The following is a 14,985-nucleotide window of genomic DNA, read 5'->3' as shown; positions in this document are numbered from 1 at the left end:
ATTCCGCCTTCTGCTTGAAAGCCCTTCCGTAGCAACCCATATCGAGGTTTTCCTGGACCGTCATACCGGGGAAGACACCCCGACCCTCCGGCGCCTGGATCAACCCGTGCGTCACCCGCTCGTGCGCCTTCATCTGGGTGATGTCGCGGCCTTCGAACCTGATCTTGCCGCGGGTAAGCGGCAGCAGTCCGGACAGCGCACGCATGGTGGTGGTCTTACCCGCGCCATTGGCGCCGAGCAAGGTCACCAGCTCCCCCTCAGCGACCCGGAGCGAAACCCCGTGCAGCGCTTGGATTCTGCCGTAGTTGACGACCATATCGTCGACCTCGAGCAGCGGCGGCGCTTCGCTGAAGTCGCGCGGCCGCGGCTTGCGATGCTCGCCACCGGCCGGAGTCGGTTCCTCGACGAGCTGTTCCGGTTCGACCACTTCGGTTACGGCGGTGGTCTTCTCGGCCGCCGCGGCCTCGGCATCCGGCACTCCCAGATAGGCCGCGATCACATCCGGGTTGTCGCGGATATCCACGGGCAGCCCATCGGCGATCTTACGTCCGAACTCCAGCACCACGATCCGGTCGGTGACACCCATGACCAGGCGCATATCGTGCTCGATGAGCAGCACGGTGAACCCGTCGTCGCGGATCTTGCGGATCAGATCCATCAGCGCCGATTTCTCGCTCGGATTGAACCCGGCGGCCGGTTCGTCCAGGCAGAGCAATTTCGGCTCGGTGGCCAGCGCGCGGGCGATCTCCAATCGGCGCTGATCACCATAGGAGAGATTGCGCGCCTTCTCCACCGCACGCGGTGCGATACCGACGAATTCGAGCAGGGCCATGCCGCGCTCGATCGCATCCCTCTCCTCGCTGCGGTGCCGCGGCGTGCGGAAAATGGCACCGGGCACCGAGGTCTTATGCCTGGCGTCGGTGCCGACCACCACATTTTCCAGCGCGGTCATCTCGCCGAAGAGCCGCACATTCTGGAAGGTGCGGGCGATACCGAGCCGGGTGATCTCATTGCGCTTGGTTTTCGTCAGCGGTTTGCCGTCGAAATACACCAGACCCGAGGCCGGTTTGTAGACACCGGTAATGGCGTTGAAGCAGGTTGTCTTGCCCGCGCCGTTGGGCCCGATCAGCCCGAGAATCTCGCCGCGACGGATCTCGAAGCTGACCTTGTCCAATGCGGTCAGACCGCCGAACTGCACGGTCAGTGCATCGGTGCGCAGCAGCGGCTCACCCACCGCGGTCTCGATATCACGATGCGGCGCAACCACATCCGCGACGACCTCGGCATCGGCGAGCACCGGGATCACGGCGGTGACATCGACCTCGCCCGCGCTCTCGACCTCGGGCTGCGCCGCATAACCGGCCGCCATATCCTCGTTGTCGAACAGCGCGTCACCCGCGCCCGGCCCGGTCATCGTCCCGCTCCGATCAATTCACGCTCACCCGGTTTGCGCACGGCCTGATACACCTGCCTACCGAAGGTCAGCAGCTTCTGCCGCACCGGGAACAGACCCTGTGGCCGCAGAATCATCATGACCACCAAGGTAATTCCGAAGTACATGTACTTGAGGTCACCGAGGGACTGCGCACCGCCGACGCGGAACAGCAGCACGCTGCCGAGCAGCAGTGCACCCATGACGCCGGTGACCACCATGCCGGTAATGCAGGCGCGCCGCGGCCACGCAGCCAGACTGTCGCCCCTGGATCTCCATACGAGGACCAGTCCGACGAAGACCAGCACGTCAATGGCCAACAGGAGGTATCCGGTCGACTCATTGCTCACCAATTTCACCGACTGCAGCCGCGCGGGCAGATAGGCGATGATGAACGCGCCGAAGATGACTCCGAGCTTATTGCCCTGACCGCCGATGACGACCGCGCACAGGAACAGCATCGAATTGATGATGTTGAAGCCGGTCGGATTGATGAACTGCACCTGGCCGGCATAGATCGCACCGGACATGCCGCCGACGGCAGCGCCGATCAGGAAGGCCCACAGCTTGAATTTGAACGTCGGCACGCCCATGATCTCGGCCGCGTCCTCGTCCTCGCGAATGGCCACCCAGGCGCGGCCCACCCGGCTGCGTTCCAGATTGCCGACGATCAGCAGCACGATGATCACCAGCACCATCGCGAACCAATACCACCAGGTGCCGTAACTGGCCCGGTCGAGCAGATTCGCACTATCGGCGTTGCCGCTGTTACCGCCGGAGAACACACCCTCCGGCTTACTGGCGGACTCACCGACGTGTGGGAAGGCGACACCGGAAAGACCGAGACTGCCATTGGTGATATCGGAGAGATTGTCGGCGAGCAGTCGCACGATCTCACCGAAGCCGAGGGTCACGATCGCCAGATAGTCACCGCGCAGCCGCAGAGTCGGGGTGCCGAGGATGAGGCCGGAAATGGCGGTCACCGCGACCGCGATCGGCAGACAGGCCATCCAGGCCCAGGTCGGATTCAGCCAGCCGCCGTCGGTCTGATTCCACGGACTGTTGGGGCTGGTGAGTAGGCCGACCGTATACGCGCCGATGGCGTAGAAGCCGACGTAGCCGAGATCGAGCAGACCGGCTTGTCCGACAACGACATTCAGGCCGATGGCGATCAGGGCGTACATCGCGACCTGCGCCATGACCAGACCGAAGTTGTAGCCGGGGGTATCCAGCAGCGGCGGCGGGAAAAGCGGAAGCAGGGCGAGCAGAATGAGGATCGGTACGCCGACGCCCCATTGCGCGGGGCGGCTCAGGCCGTCCCACCAGGTCCGAATCGTATCCCCGACACCGTGTCTCGGCGCGGCCGGTTTGGGTGTCTCGGGTACGGAGTCAGGGGTTTTGGTCGAGTCGGTCATGCGCGGGCCCTCCCGAGACTCTCACCGAGGATGCCGGTCGGGCGCACCATCAGCACCAACACCAGCACGACGAACGCGACGACATCGCGCCACTCCGAACCGAGCAGCGATTGGCCGTACTGTTCCACCACACCGAGCAGGATGCCGCCGAGCAATGCGCCGCGCAGATTGCCGATGCCGCCGAGCACCGCGGCGCTGAATGCCTTGATGCCGAGGATGAATCCACCGGAGTAGATGATGCCCTGGGGAATTTTGATCGCGTACAGCAGCGCGGCCGCACCGGCGAGCACACCACCGATGAAGAAGGTCAACATGATGACCCGCTCCCGCGAAACACCCATCAGCGTCGCGGTATCGGGATCCTGGGCGACGGCGCGGATGCCGCGCCCGAATTTGGTCCGATTGATCAGCACCTCGGTCACGATCGCCAGCGCGATCGCCGCGAGCACGATCAGCATTTTGATGTTGTCGACCTCGGCGCCGAAGAAGCTGAACTGCACGCTCGGCTCGACCAGTTTGATCGGCTGCTGCGCGTTGGTGCCGCCGAGTTTGGGATTGATCTTCGGCAGGATGAAATGCACGAATTCCTGGAGCACGAACGACATACCGATCGCCGTGATGAGGAAGCTCAGCGGTTTGGCCCCGCGTTTGCGCAATGGCCGATAGGCCACGCGCTCCAATCCGACCGCGGCGCCACCGGACACCAGCATGCCGATGATCATCGCCAATGCGAGATAGGTGACGGTCAGGATGATGCCCTGGGTGTACACATCGGGATTCGCCACGAATCCGAACAGCATGAGCCCGACCAATTGACCGAACATGCCGAGCATGAATATTTCCGAATGGGCGAAATTGATCAGCCGCAATACGCCGTAGACCAGGGTATAGCCCACGGCGACCAAGGCATAGATTGAGCCGTAGGTCACCCCGTCGACGGTCAGTCGCCAGAAGTTATCGATCACTCCGTGGTAATTGAAGTCGATCGAACCGCTGGCGAGTTGTACAGCGCCAGCCAGTGCCGTTGATTTCATTCGTCTTGTGCCCTCATTCATTCGCCCACCCGACACGGCGGCACTTACGGGGATTCCCACGAACCCCTGTAGGTGCCGCCGTTCGGATTGTCTAGGGCTACTTGACCTCGTAGATCCAGATCAGTGCGTTGGTCAGTTCACCGGTCGGGTTCCACTTGTACTGACGTGCAAGACCGTTGCCGTCGTAGGACCGCACGTATTCCAGCAGGTCCGGACGGGTGAGCTTGCCGCCATCGATGCCCTTGGCCAAGATCGTGGTCAGATCGTAGCCCTCGACCGAGTACACGCCCGGCTCGGCGCCGTTGAGCGCCTTGTAGTCCGCGGTGAACTTATCCGGTGCCGGACCACACGGGCAGGACAGTACCGCGCCCTTGGACGAGCTACCGGCCTGAGCGACGAACTGCGGATCGTTGGTGCCGTCGGCGGAGACGAAGACCGCCTTGACGCCACCGGACTTCAGCTGCTGGGCCAGCGGGGCGCCCTCGGAGTAGTAGCCGGAGTAGAAGACGGCGTCCGGCGCGGCGCTGGCGATCTTGGTGACGGTGGCGGAGAAGTCCTTGTCACCCTTCTTGATGCTGGCATTGCAGGACGCGTCGTTGGCCGAGCCGAGGCCCTCGATGATCGTCTTGGCCAGGCCGGTGCCGTAGTCGGTGTTGTCCTGGATGACGCAGACCTTCTTGTAGCCCGCGGTGTTGACCAGGTACTTGCCGACCGAGGGACCCTGCACGCCGTCATTGGCCAGGCCGCGGAAGAAGCTGGTCCAGCCGTTCTGGGTCAGCGTCTCATTGGTGGCCGAGGCGGTCGTCGAGACGAGGCCGGCGTCACTGAGGATCTTGCCGGTCGCCTTGGTCTCACCGGAGAACGCCGGACCGACCAGGCCGATGATCGACTTGTCGTTGACGATCTGTGGGATGACCTGGGTGGCCTTCTGCGGGTCGCCCTCGGTGTCGAACTGCTTGAGCTCGATCTTGCAGCCCGGGTTGGCCTTGTTGTGCTTGTCCAGCGCGAGCTTCACGCCGTCGACGATATTGATGCCAAGGGCGGCGTCCGGACCGGTGAGCGCGCCCGCCATGGCGATCGCGGTGCCCGCGGGGCAGGTGGCCTTGCCGTCGCCCGCAGGGTCGGCGGCCGAGGCGCTGTCCGACTTCGGTACCTGCTTGCCGTTGGCGTCGATCTGCATGACCGGCTGGATCTTCAGACCGCCCGCGCCGCTGGTGCCGGAGGTGCCCGAGCCACCGTCGGTCGATTTATCGCTACACCCCGTCAGCACGAGCGCGGCGGCGGCACCGATGGCCAATGCACCCCGCATCGAACGACTGCGCCATGTCGAACTAAGCACGTTTCACCTCTACGTCCTGTGCTCCCCCGGGCTCTCCTCCGAGGAGGCCGACCACGTCAGCCCGGTCAGAACATAGCGTTGGTACGTTAGCTGCGCATCACATTCAGATCATCCGACCGACATCGTTTCGAATTTTTCATCGCGATCGGGTTTCCGGAAAGTAAAATTTCCGGCCTTGAACGGCCGGGGCGCAGGATGGGCCTACTTCGGGGCCAGATTTTCCAGCACCACCTCGGCTACCGCCTTCATCGTAGTGCGGCGGTCCATCGCCGTACGTTGAATCCACTTGAATGCCTGCGGTTCCGACAACCCCTGGGTCTGCATGAGCACGCCCTTGGCCCGTTCGACCAGCTTGCGCGTCTCGAGCCGGTCGGCCAGGTTGGCGACCTCACTCTCCAGTGCGGTGATTTCGTGGAAGCGGCTGGCCGCCAATTCGATGGCGGGCACCAGATCCGACTTCGTGAACGGCTTGACCAGATAAGCCATCGCACCGGCATCACGCGCCCGCTCGACCAGATCTCGCTGACTGAATGCGGTCAAAATCACAACTGGCGCAACGCGTTTCGACGCGATCTCGGCCGCGGCATCGATACCGTCGCGGCGTGGCATCTTCACATCCATGATGACCAGATCCGGCCGATGCTCCACCGCCAGATCCACCGCCTGCTGGCCGTCGCCTGCCTCACCGACAACCTGATAGCCCTCTTCGGTCAGCATCTCCACCAGATCCATGCGGATGAGCGCTTCGTCTTCCGCGACGACGACCCGCTTCGCCCCGGCGTCCCGCTTCGTGCCGGCGCCCCCTGCTGTGTTGCTCATAGGTAGACCCCTCTGGTTCCGATGCCGTGTCCCGACACGCGTATGAGTGGCCGTGGTCCGGGCACCGGTCCATCGCCCCACACTGTCGCCGTCGAGTGATGTAAAGAGTACCTTTCAGTTCGGCATACAACCCATATACCCTGCGCAAACCGGGCGACAATCACTTCTCACCCAGCCCATTCGTGATTTTCGACAGTGACCCGCTATGCTTTCCCACCGGTGCGCCGATTTGGCGGAACTGGCAGACGCGACGGTCTCAAAAACCGTTGTCCGAAAGGACGTGTGGGTTCGAGTCCCACAATCGGCACCAGGTGCACTCGTGGTCGCTCATGCCGAGCATGAGCCGACCACGTTTCGCGATTACGCCGGGAGTGCAACCCCCGGACCCCGCCCGGCGGGGCTTCGCCCCCAGACCCCCCAGCGGTAGTTACGTTATCGACGAGCCTTCGTCTTGCCGGTGCGTCGAGCCTTGCGGCGATCGAACTAGGGCGCGGGCTGTCTCGTATTTGCGGAGTAGGGTTGCAAGTGGGCAGCCCGATACGGAGGTGCCTCGATGCGGGTTAACAGGACCACTGTCGATCTGTCCGGGTATCCGGATCTGGTCGTCATTTATCTCGGGATGCGGGTGCGCAAGCCTCGCGGGATCCTGCGATTGCTCGGTCTGGGCCCGAAACTGTATCGGTCGCACGAGGATCGGCCGGATGGGCTGTTGTCGCACGAGGACGTGATCTGGTCGCTGTTTCCGCCGCATTGGGGAGCACGGCAGTATTGGCGGGATCTGGATTCGCTGGAACGGTGGACACGTTCTGCGCCGCACCGGGATTGGTGGCAGAAGTTCCTGCGCGACTCCGGCGGGACCGGGTTCTGGCATGAGGCGTATTTCATGCGCGGCGGCATCGATGCCATGTACGACGATATGGGAGCGGCCTCCGGACTGCCGCGATTCGCGCCCGTCGTGGCCTCGCGCGGTCGGATGTTCACGACCCGGGGGCGGGTGCACGGCGAGGCCGCCAGGGAGGCACCCGTGGTCGCCGAATCCACTTACTACGGTGGAGAGTCCGAGTAAATCCGATCTCCAACCGTGGCAATACTGTGATGGTTGAAACCGCTCGCGCCGGGTACGTTCAGCAGGACGCCCAGACCTCGAATACTGACCGCCTAACTGTCACACGTATCGAGCGTCTCTCTGAATACCGGGGCGTACTTTGTGTACGGCACTTGACCAGCAGATGAATATGTGTTTCGCGGGCTGTGATTCGATGTCGAGGGCCTTCTGGTCGGTCCGTGCGCGGCCTACCGTATCCGCATGCACGTCCTGTTCGTCTGCAACGGCAATGTCTGCCGTTCGGTAATCGCCGAGCGGCTCACCCACGCCGTAGCGGTCGAATACAACCTGCCCCGGCTCACCGCGGAGAGCGCGGGAACCCGTGCGCTGATCGGCTTTCCGATCGAGCCGCTCGCCGCGCGGACCATCGAGGGCCTCGGCGCCGACGCCGACTATTTCCGGGCCCGCAAACTCGAGCCCGAGCTGATCGACCGCGCGGATCTGGTGCTGGCCATGACCGAGCAGATCCGGGATCAGGCGGCGCAGATGGCGTTCGGGGCCGGATCGCGCACCTTCACCCTGTTGGAAGCACATCGCATCGCCAAGGTCACCGGCGCCGCGACGATCGCCGACCTGCACCAGGCCCGCGACGATCTCGCCCTCGTCGGCCGGGAGAATATCGCCGACCCGGTCGGACTGTCGGAAGCCGCGTTCTGCGAAGTGGGCGACCGCATCGCCGAGGCATTGGTGCCCCTACTGCTGACCTTGGCGCCGCACGAGCAGCGACGGCCCGTCGACGACGAACGCCCCGGCCTCGTAATGGCCCCTGGGGCGCGTCCCGCGCCGCTGGCCGCCTTCCTTGCCGCCCAGCGGATCCGGTGACACGCAGGGCCCGGTGTCCAATTAGCGGGTAAAGGGATTACACTCGCGCGCGGAATAACTTCCGCCGTTGATGGTTCGACACACGACAGGAATCAGACATGCCGAAACGAATTTCGGATGTTTCGCTCCATGTTTATGTGACACCGGAAACCCTCGATCGCGTCGTAGATTCGGTACGCGAGGTGGTGGACGACCACCTCCAGGACCGCGACGTCTTCGCGTGGCGCTTCACATTGCCGGTCGAGTCCGACGCACCAGAGCACCTACTACTCGAAACCCAGTGGCGCGTAGAGCATCCCGGCCAGGAGCAGCAGGCAAGACGCACCTATGAGATCGCACTCAGCCTGGTCGGTGCGCCGCGCGATCTGACCGCACCGAGCCTGAGCGCGCTGGAGAAGCGCCTGATGTTGGAAACCGCAAGCTGCCCAATGGATCTGGAGATCCCGCGGACAATCCGGGTGCAGCGCCGCGACAGCTTCGACTTCGAAACCGAGCGCGAACGGTTCCGCCTCCCCGGATATTGAGGCCATACCAGCCCGGCGGCACGGACATCGCGTACAGGTCCTACGTCGTGTGCCGCAAGACTTTTGGACGTTCCGGACGAGTTACCAGTCACTACCCCAATCTGCCTGACGTGAGAGCAAACACGCGTTCCGCAATCCCCCGCTGGTCGGCGTGTCGAATCTGTTCTACTCGGATACTGTCGTCGGCGACATCGCCTTCATCGAAGCAGTCGCCTTGAAAGACGCAGCAGATGAACGGCTTTCGCCCGGCACGGTCATCGTGGCGCTCTCACACGGGAACGTCTGGAAAGCTGGTGGGAGAGCGCGCTGCAGTTCCTGGAGGAACATAGCCGCGACAAACCCTCCGGCTATTGCCGGTCGGCTACTGAGCCCCATCTGGTGTCCGGATGGGGACTCAGTTGTTTCGCCGACGCCGCACTCTGGCCGACTCGGTCTGCGCGGTGTGCTTCATGTCCGGATACTTTGCGGCAATCTGTCAGGCCGGTGTAGGCGACCTCGCTCGCCCGTACGGGCGAAGCCTAGAAGAGATTCGGCGTCGTCGGCAGCACATCGTCGAGAAACGCAGTCACCATCGGCGCCAATACCGCTGACTCGCCGAAGATACCGATATGCGACGTCGCCGGCAGAATCACCAAGCGCGCGGCCGGAACCCTCAGCAGCGCCCCTGACGCCGCCGCTTCCTCATCGCCGCCACCGCGTAGTACGAACATCGCCAGCGCATGCTCGGGCCTCAGTGCATCCGCATCACCGGCGACGACCATCGTCTTCGCGGAAATCGAACGCATCTGCGCGTCGCTGATGTTCTGGTCATTGATCCCCAAGAGCTTCATCTTTTCGACATAGGCGTCGAACGCCGCGCCGTCCGGGGTGTGCTCCCTGAACGCCTTCTCGACGGATGTTCCGGCAAAGGCTGCGGCGCTGAGGCCCCTGATGCCCTCCAGCACCGACGGGTACCAGCCGTCCTTGCGGTAGGTGGCCGACACCGAGACCAGCTTGTCGACGAGCCTCGGGTGACGGAGCGCGAGCTGCAGCGCGACCCCGCCGCCTTGCGAGTAGCCCAGCGTATCCGCGCGCTCGACCTGCAACGCGCGCAGCAGCGCGGCGGCGTCGTCGGCGAACTGCTCGTAGGACATCTCGCGCGGAGTGTCCGGGGTGCGGCCGTGCCCTTGCTGATCGAAGACGATGACGGTGCGCGTGCTCGCGAAGGCGGACACCCACGACTTCATCGAGTCGGTGGACATGAACCCGCCGGGAATGAGCAGCAGCGGAGACGTCTTCGAGGTGCCGAGCGCGCCATACACTTCGTAATAGATGCTCAGACCGTTGAGTGGCAGGTGACCGCTGCTCGAAGGCTGCGTTGCTATCACTTCGACTGGGTCCTGCGTGTCTTCGGTGCCGAATTCCGGTGGTGCTTGCAGGTCGTGGGCGCGGAACAAGACGGCGTGCTCGACGCCCATGGCCTTACCGCTCATCGCGGTGAACTGCGGGATGAAGTCCTTGGGGGCGGGGTGGTCCGGGAGCGCGGCCAGGTACGCGGCGTGCGCCTCGAGGGAGGCGACGCCGCGGCGCAGCGGCTCACCCGTGACCTCGACGCCGTGGGTCGCGGAGCCGGCGAGTCCGGGGACGATGTACCAGCGCACGGAGTGCGGTTCGAGGTCGTCGTCGATCTGCTCCGGGAAGACCCACCGGTTACCTGCGTCGCGCACTGCGTCGAGCGTCGCGAGCCCGGCCGCGCGGTGGTCCGCCTGGTCGAAGCCATAGGGCGTCTCGATTTCGTAACCGGCGCCGAGCACGACGTCGGGCTTGAACCGGCGGATCTCCCGGCAGATATCCCGGCGCAGGTCGAGGCCGTAGACGAGCACGCCGTCCGGATGTTCGAGGACAGTCAGGTGCTCGACGCCGACCGCGGCGCAGGCGGCCCGCTGCTCGGCGACGCGCAAGCGAGCCGTCTCCTCGGGATGGTTCGGCATGCCGGCCTCGCCGCGGGTGAGCAGCAGATAACCGACCTCGATGCCACGCGCGGTCCAGCGAGCGACAGCCGCGGACGCGCCGTACTCCATGTCGTCTGGATGCGCGACGACACAGAGCACACGCTGGAAGGACTCCTCGGGGAGGGCAGGCAATGTCATGTCGGCCATCGTCGCGCGTCGCGGGCCCGCCGTGCTGCGTTTCAGACGCGCGCGACGATGCTCGGTCGGCGGACGGCGAGCCAGGCGGCGTGCCCTGTGGTGCGGCTGCCCTCGTATATGCCTGCGCGCCAACGGCACTCGCCCGAACGCGTCACGAAATCAACGAACTCCACACCATAACCACGGACGTCGTCGAAACCGCCCCGCAGCACCCTCAACACCCAACGCTGCCAACTCTTGACAACGAGAACCCATCGCACGCTAGTTCGATGTGAGTACAGGGAGTTACCCATGTGCTTACGAAATCAGTTGTCACTGTCCGCAAACACATGAGCACCCGAGCTCAGCGCCGCGCTGGAAAGTGGCGGATGATGCCTTCCTGGACGGTGGTGGCAAGCAATTCGCCACTGCGGGAGAAGAACCGGCCCGTGGCAAGGCCACGCGACCCGGCGGCCACCGGGGACTCGGTCGCGTAGAGCGCCCAATCGTCGAAGCGGAACGGGCGGTGGAACCAGATCGAATGGTTGATCGTCGCGGCCACGATGCGATCCAGGCCCCAGGACAGGCCGTGCGTGGTGATAATCGAATCGAGCACCGTGGTATCGGACGAATAGCCAAGCGTCGCAACGTGAATCAGCGGATCATCGGGCAGTCGGCCATCCGCGCGCATCCACACGCGGTTGTGGTTCAGCCGCTCCCCCGTGCCCTTCAGGATCCAGGCGGGGTCGTTGGTGTAGCGCATATCGATCGGATGCGGCGCCTTGACGAACATCTCCAGCTTGTCTTCCAAGCCCGCGAAGCTCTCCTCGACACGCGGCAGCGTCTCCGGATCCGGCACCACCGGCTGGGCGTGCGCGTGCTCGAGACCCTTGCCCCAATCCTGGAACGCGGCGAGCATGACGAACAGCTCCTGACCGTCCTGGGTCGCGGTGACCGTGCGGTTGGCCAGCGAGCGCCCGTCGCGGTGGCGGTCGACCTGATACTCGATCGGCTTCTTCACATCGCCACCACGCACGAAATGCGCGTTGACGGCGTGCAGCGGACGGTCACCGTCGACCGTTCGCCCCGCCGCCATGATCGCCTGCGAAACCAGCTGACCGCCGAACGTGCGGCTCCAAACCTTCTCCGGATGCTGGCCGACGAAGACATCCTCCTCGACCTGTTCCAGATCGAGCAATCCGAGCAGCACATCGAGGTCGGTACCTTCCGCTGCCGCGCTGAGGCCGACAGCGCCACCCAGCGAAGCGCTCACAATTGCGCCTCGCTGACGCTCGGCCCTGTTGCGACCGATGGCGTTGCTGTGTTCTCGGTTCGTTCGCTGCGCTCACTCACGGCTAATGGTCCTCCTCACCGATACGGTGCACATGGATCAGATTGGTGGAGCCGACAGTACCGGGCGGGGAGCCTGCCACGATTACCACCAGATCACCTTTTTGGTATCGCTTCATGGACAGCAGTGCTACATCCACCTGGTGAATCATCGCATCGGTGCTGTTCACTGTCGGGACGATGAAGGTTTCGGTGCCCCAGGTGAGCGACAGCTGGCTGCGCACTTCGGGAAGGGGGGTGAACGCCAGCAACGGCAGCGGGGTGTGCAGACGAGCCAGGCGGCGAACCGTATCGCCGGACTGGGTGAAGGCGACCAGCGCCTTGGCATTGAGCCGCTCGCCGATATCGCGGGCAGCGTAGGAGATGACACCGCGCTTGGTGCGCGGCACGTGGGTCAGCGGTGGCACCCGGGTGGATTCGGTCTCCACCGCGTGCACGATCCGCGCCATGGTGCGAACCGTCTCGATCGGGTACGCACCCACCGAGGTCTCACCCGACAGCATTACCGCGTCGGCGCCATCGAGCACCGCATTGGCCACATCGGAGGCCTCGGCGCGGGTCGGGCGGGAGTTCTCGATCATCGACTCCAGCATCTGGGTCGCGACGATGACCGGCTTGGCATTCTCGCGCGCCATCTGGATGGCCCGCTTCTGCACGATCGGCACCTGCTCGAGCGGCAGTTCGACGCCGAGGTCACCGCGGGCGACCATGACCGCGTCGAAGGCCAGCACGATGGCCTCGAGATTGTCGATGGCCTCGGGCTTCTCCAACTTGCCGATCACCGGAACACGGCGGCCGACCCGGTCCATCACGTCGTGCACCAACTCGACATCCGAGGGAGAACGCACGAAGGACAGCGCGATGAAGTCGACGCCGAGCTTGAGCGCGAATTCGAGGTCATCGATGTCCTTCTCCGACAGCGCGGGCACGGAGACGTCCATACCTGGCAGCGAGACGCCCTTGTTATTGCTGACCGGTCCGCCCTCGGTCACTCGGCAGACGACGTCGTTGCCCTCGACCCGAATGACCGTGACGCCGACCTTGCCGTCGTCGATGAGCAGGCGGTCGCCCGATTTGGCGTCCTTGGCCAGCTCCTTGTAGGTAGTGGAGACGCGATCGTGGGTGCCTTCGATCTCGTCGACAGTTATGCGGACCTCTTCACCGTTGGCCCATACGGTCTTGCCCTCTGTGAAGCGGCCCAGCCGAATCTTCGGTCCCTGTAGGTCGGCGAGAATGCCGACCGCCCGGCCGAGATGGTCCGAGGCCTGCCGCACCTTCTTGTAGTTCTCGGCATGGTCGGAGTGTTCGCCATGGCTGAAATTCAGCCGCGCCACATCCATGCCGCTCTCGACGAGTTCCCGAATACGTTCCTCGGTAGCGGTCGCTGGGCCGAGAGTGCACACAATCTTCGTCCGTCGCATCACGAGTAGAGCCTAGTCCCGTGTAGTACCCCTGGCCTGCTGTGGCCTCGGTGAAAGCTAGGTGAAAAATATGTACGAAGGCTTAGCGGAAAGTACAAATGGGCCTCGTCAGCGTGCGACATGGCGGGACAGCCGAGTTTCCAGGCGGGTCTGGCCGAAGCCGAGGACCAGACAGATCACCCAGTAATACAACGCGGCGACGCCGTACAGGGCGAAAAAGTCGAAGGTCGGGGCGGCGGCCAGCTGCGCGGTGCGCAGTAGTTCGGTCACCAGGATGGTCGAGGCCAGCGAGGTGTCCTTGACCAGGGAGATGAGCGTGTTCGACAACGGCGGCACGGCAATGCGCGCGGCCTGCGGCAGGATGATCAGCCGCAACTCCTGGGCATACGACATGCCCAGCGCCTTCGCCGCCTCCCATTGCCCTTCCGCGACGCTCAGGATCGCGGCGCGCACGACCTCGGCGGCGTAACCGCCGACATTGAGGCTGAAGGCGATCACCGCCGCCGGGAACGGATCGATGACGATATCGAACTGCGGTAGCGCATAGAACACGATGAACAGCTGCACCAACAGCGGTGTGCCGCGAATGATCGAGATGTAGAACCGTGCGGGCGCCGAAAGCAACCACACCGGCGACATTCGCGCCAGCGCTACGAACAACGCGATGACCAGACCGATGACGAAACTGATGGCGGTGAGCGGGATGGTCTTGTCGATCGTGGCCTGCAGCATCGGCCACAGGTTGTGCCAGATCAGTTCCCTGGTCGCGGGATCCACGGGCGGTTATTTGCTGACGTCGGTGCCGAAGTACTTTTCCGAGATTTTGGCCAGCGTGCCGTCGGCGCGCAGCTGATCGAGCGCGGTATTCACCTGGCCGATCAGCGCGTCGTCCTTGCGGGCGGCGAAGGCCTGATTGCTGACCTCACCGGCCTTGGCGGCGATCTTGACGCCGGTGTCGCCGTTCTTCTTGATGTAGTCGAGCGCGACCAGGCTGTCGTTGACGGTCGCGTCGACGCGGCCGGTCTTCAGCAACTGGACCGCCTGCACGAAGCCCTCCACCGCCTCGACCTTGGCACCCGCGCCCTGGGCGACCTTGGCCCAGTTACTGGTCGCCGACTGCGCGCTGGTCTTGCCGTTCAGGTTCGCGAGCGAAGTGATGTTGTTGCTGTCCGCGCGGGTGAGGATCACGCCCTCGGAGGTCGTGTAGGACTGCGAAAGTGCGTACTTGGCCTTGCGCTCGTCGGTGATCGACACCTGATTGGCGACCAGATCGAAGCGCTTGGACTCGAGACCGGCGAAGATCGCGTCCCACGGCGTCTGCACGAACTCGATCTTCTTGCCGATCTTGTCCCCGACCGCCTGGATGACCTCGACGTCGTAGCCGGTGAGCTTGCCGTCCGAGCCCTGATAGCTGAACGGCGAGTAGGTGCCTTCGGTGCCGACCTTCAGCACGTTCGGATCGCTGCTGCTGCCGCAGGCGGTGAGCCCGGTAGCGGTGACGATGGCGAGCATGGCGGCGGCGAACAGCTTGCGACGCACTGAAGTCCCTCTCTTCGGTGTCTGGACTATGAGCAACATCCACACACGACACAAAAACCCGGCTCAGGCTACGCCAG

General features: G+C 64.1%; 13 protein-coding genes, 1 tRNA gene and 1 pseudogene. 4 read left to right on the top strand and 11 right to left on the bottom strand.

The window, feature by feature from the left end; translation table 11 throughout:
* The 6 genes and pseudogenes from AB0J47_RS39820 to AB0J47_RS39795 all read right to left on the bottom strand — a co-directional run.
* The coding region (locus AB0J47_RS39820) for an ATP-binding cassette domain-containing protein (protein ID WP_364359066.1) at positions 1 to 316 on the bottom strand (316 nt) is incomplete at its 3' end.
* A gap of 141 nt (positions 317 to 457) precedes the next feature.
* Positions 458 to 1,414, bottom strand: a pseudogene (locus AB0J47_RS39815) (ABC transporter ATP-binding protein); the annotation flags it as partial.
* On the bottom strand, positions 1,411 to 2,847 hold the full coding sequence (locus AB0J47_RS39810; protein ID WP_364359060.1) for a branched-chain amino acid ABC transporter permease: 1,437 nt from the start codon (positions 2,845 to 2,847) through the stop codon (positions 1,411 to 1,413). The pseudogene AB0J47_RS39815 and the gene AB0J47_RS39810, both read right to left, overlap by 4 nt.
* Complete coding sequence (locus AB0J47_RS39805; protein ID WP_364359057.1) at positions 2,844 to 3,881, bottom strand: branched-chain amino acid ABC transporter permease; 1,038 nt, start codon at positions 3,879 to 3,881, stop codon at positions 2,844 to 2,846. Before AB0J47_RS39805 ends, AB0J47_RS39810 begins: the two co-directional genes overlap by 4 nt.
* A 97-nt stretch (positions 3,882 to 3,978) precedes the next feature.
* Positions 3,979 to 5,190 carry a branched-chain amino acid ABC transporter substrate-binding protein gene (locus AB0J47_RS39800; RefSeq protein ID WP_364359054.1) on the bottom strand — a complete coding sequence of 404 codons (1,212 nt, stop codon included), beginning with the start codon at positions 5,188 to 5,190 and terminating at the stop codon, positions 3,979 to 3,981.
* A gap of 231 nt (positions 5,191 to 5,421) precedes the next feature.
* A complete protein-coding gene (locus AB0J47_RS39795) occupies positions 5,422 to 6,039 on the bottom strand; it encodes an ANTAR domain-containing response regulator (protein WP_040688928.1) in 618 nt (205 codons plus the stop codon).
* A gap of 223 nt (positions 6,040 to 6,262) precedes the next feature.
* On the opposite strand from AB0J47_RS39795, the gene AB0J47_RS39790 reads away from it, so the two are divergent.
* From AB0J47_RS39790 to AB0J47_RS39775, 4 genes are all read left to right on the top strand, one after another.
* A tRNA-Leu gene (locus AB0J47_RS39790) sits at positions 6,263 to 6,349 on the top strand.
* 243 nt (positions 6,350 to 6,592) lie between these two features.
* On the top strand, positions 6,593 to 7,105 hold the full coding sequence (locus AB0J47_RS39785) for a DUF4188 domain-containing protein (protein WP_364359050.1): 513 nt from the start codon (positions 6,593 to 6,595) through the stop codon (positions 7,103 to 7,105).
* 240 nt (positions 7,106 to 7,345) lie between these two features.
* Positions 7,346 to 7,966 carry a low molecular weight phosphatase family protein gene (locus AB0J47_RS39780; RefSeq protein ID WP_364359047.1) on the top strand — a complete coding sequence of 207 codons (621 nt, stop codon included), beginning with the start codon at positions 7,346 to 7,348 and terminating at the stop codon, positions 7,964 to 7,966.
* Positions 7,967 to 8,064: 98 nt separating this feature from the next.
* Complete coding sequence (locus tag AB0J47_RS39775) at positions 8,065 to 8,490, top strand: hypothetical protein (RefSeq protein WP_364359044.1); 426 nt, start codon at positions 8,065 to 8,067, stop codon at positions 8,488 to 8,490.
* A 518-nt stretch (positions 8,491 to 9,008) separates the two neighbouring features.
* On the opposite strand, the gene AB0J47_RS39770 is transcribed toward AB0J47_RS39775, so the two are convergent.
* The 5 genes from AB0J47_RS39770 to AB0J47_RS39750 all read right to left on the bottom strand — a co-directional run bounded on the left by AB0J47_RS39770 (position 9,009) and on the right by AB0J47_RS39750 (position 14,908).
* Positions 9,009 to 10,757 (bottom strand): alpha/beta fold hydrolase, encoded by a 1,749-nt coding sequence (locus AB0J47_RS39770; protein ID WP_364359041.1) that lies wholly within the window; start codon positions 10,755 to 10,757, stop codon positions 9,009 to 9,011.
* 205 nt (positions 10,758 to 10,962) lie between these two features.
* Positions 10,963 to 11,871 (bottom strand): acyl-CoA thioesterase II, encoded by a 909-nt coding sequence (locus AB0J47_RS39765; protein ID WP_364359038.1) that lies wholly within the window; start codon positions 11,869 to 11,871, stop codon positions 10,963 to 10,965.
* Positions 11,872 to 11,953: 82 nt separating this feature from the next.
* Positions 11,954 to 13,372 carry a pyruvate kinase gene (pyk, locus tag AB0J47_RS39760; protein ID WP_364359035.1) on the bottom strand — a complete coding sequence of 473 codons (1,419 nt, stop codon included), beginning with the start codon at positions 13,370 to 13,372 and terminating at the stop codon, positions 11,954 to 11,956.
* A gap of 105 nt (positions 13,373 to 13,477) precedes the next feature.
* The gene (locus tag AB0J47_RS39755; protein WP_364359032.1) at positions 13,478 to 14,146 is read right to left on the bottom strand and encodes an amino acid ABC transporter permease; all 669 of its coding nucleotides are present in this window, start codon (positions 14,144 to 14,146) and stop codon (positions 13,478 to 13,480) included.
* Between the two features lie 6 nt (positions 14,147 to 14,152).
* The gene (locus AB0J47_RS39750) at positions 14,153 to 14,908 is read right to left on the bottom strand and encodes an amino acid ABC transporter substrate-binding protein (RefSeq protein WP_364359029.1); all 756 of its coding nucleotides are present in this window, start codon (positions 14,906 to 14,908) and stop codon (positions 14,153 to 14,155) included.
* Between the last annotated feature and the right edge of the window lie 77 nt (positions 14,909 to 14,985).

The organism is Nocardia sp. NPDC049737 (assembly GCF_040674755.1).
In the GTDB taxonomy this organism is placed as follows: Bacteria; Actinomycetota; Actinomycetes; order Mycobacteriales; family Mycobacteriaceae; genus Nocardia.
Note: the sequence above shows the minus strand (reverse complement) of the source record. Positions and strands in the feature narration are given on the sequence as shown.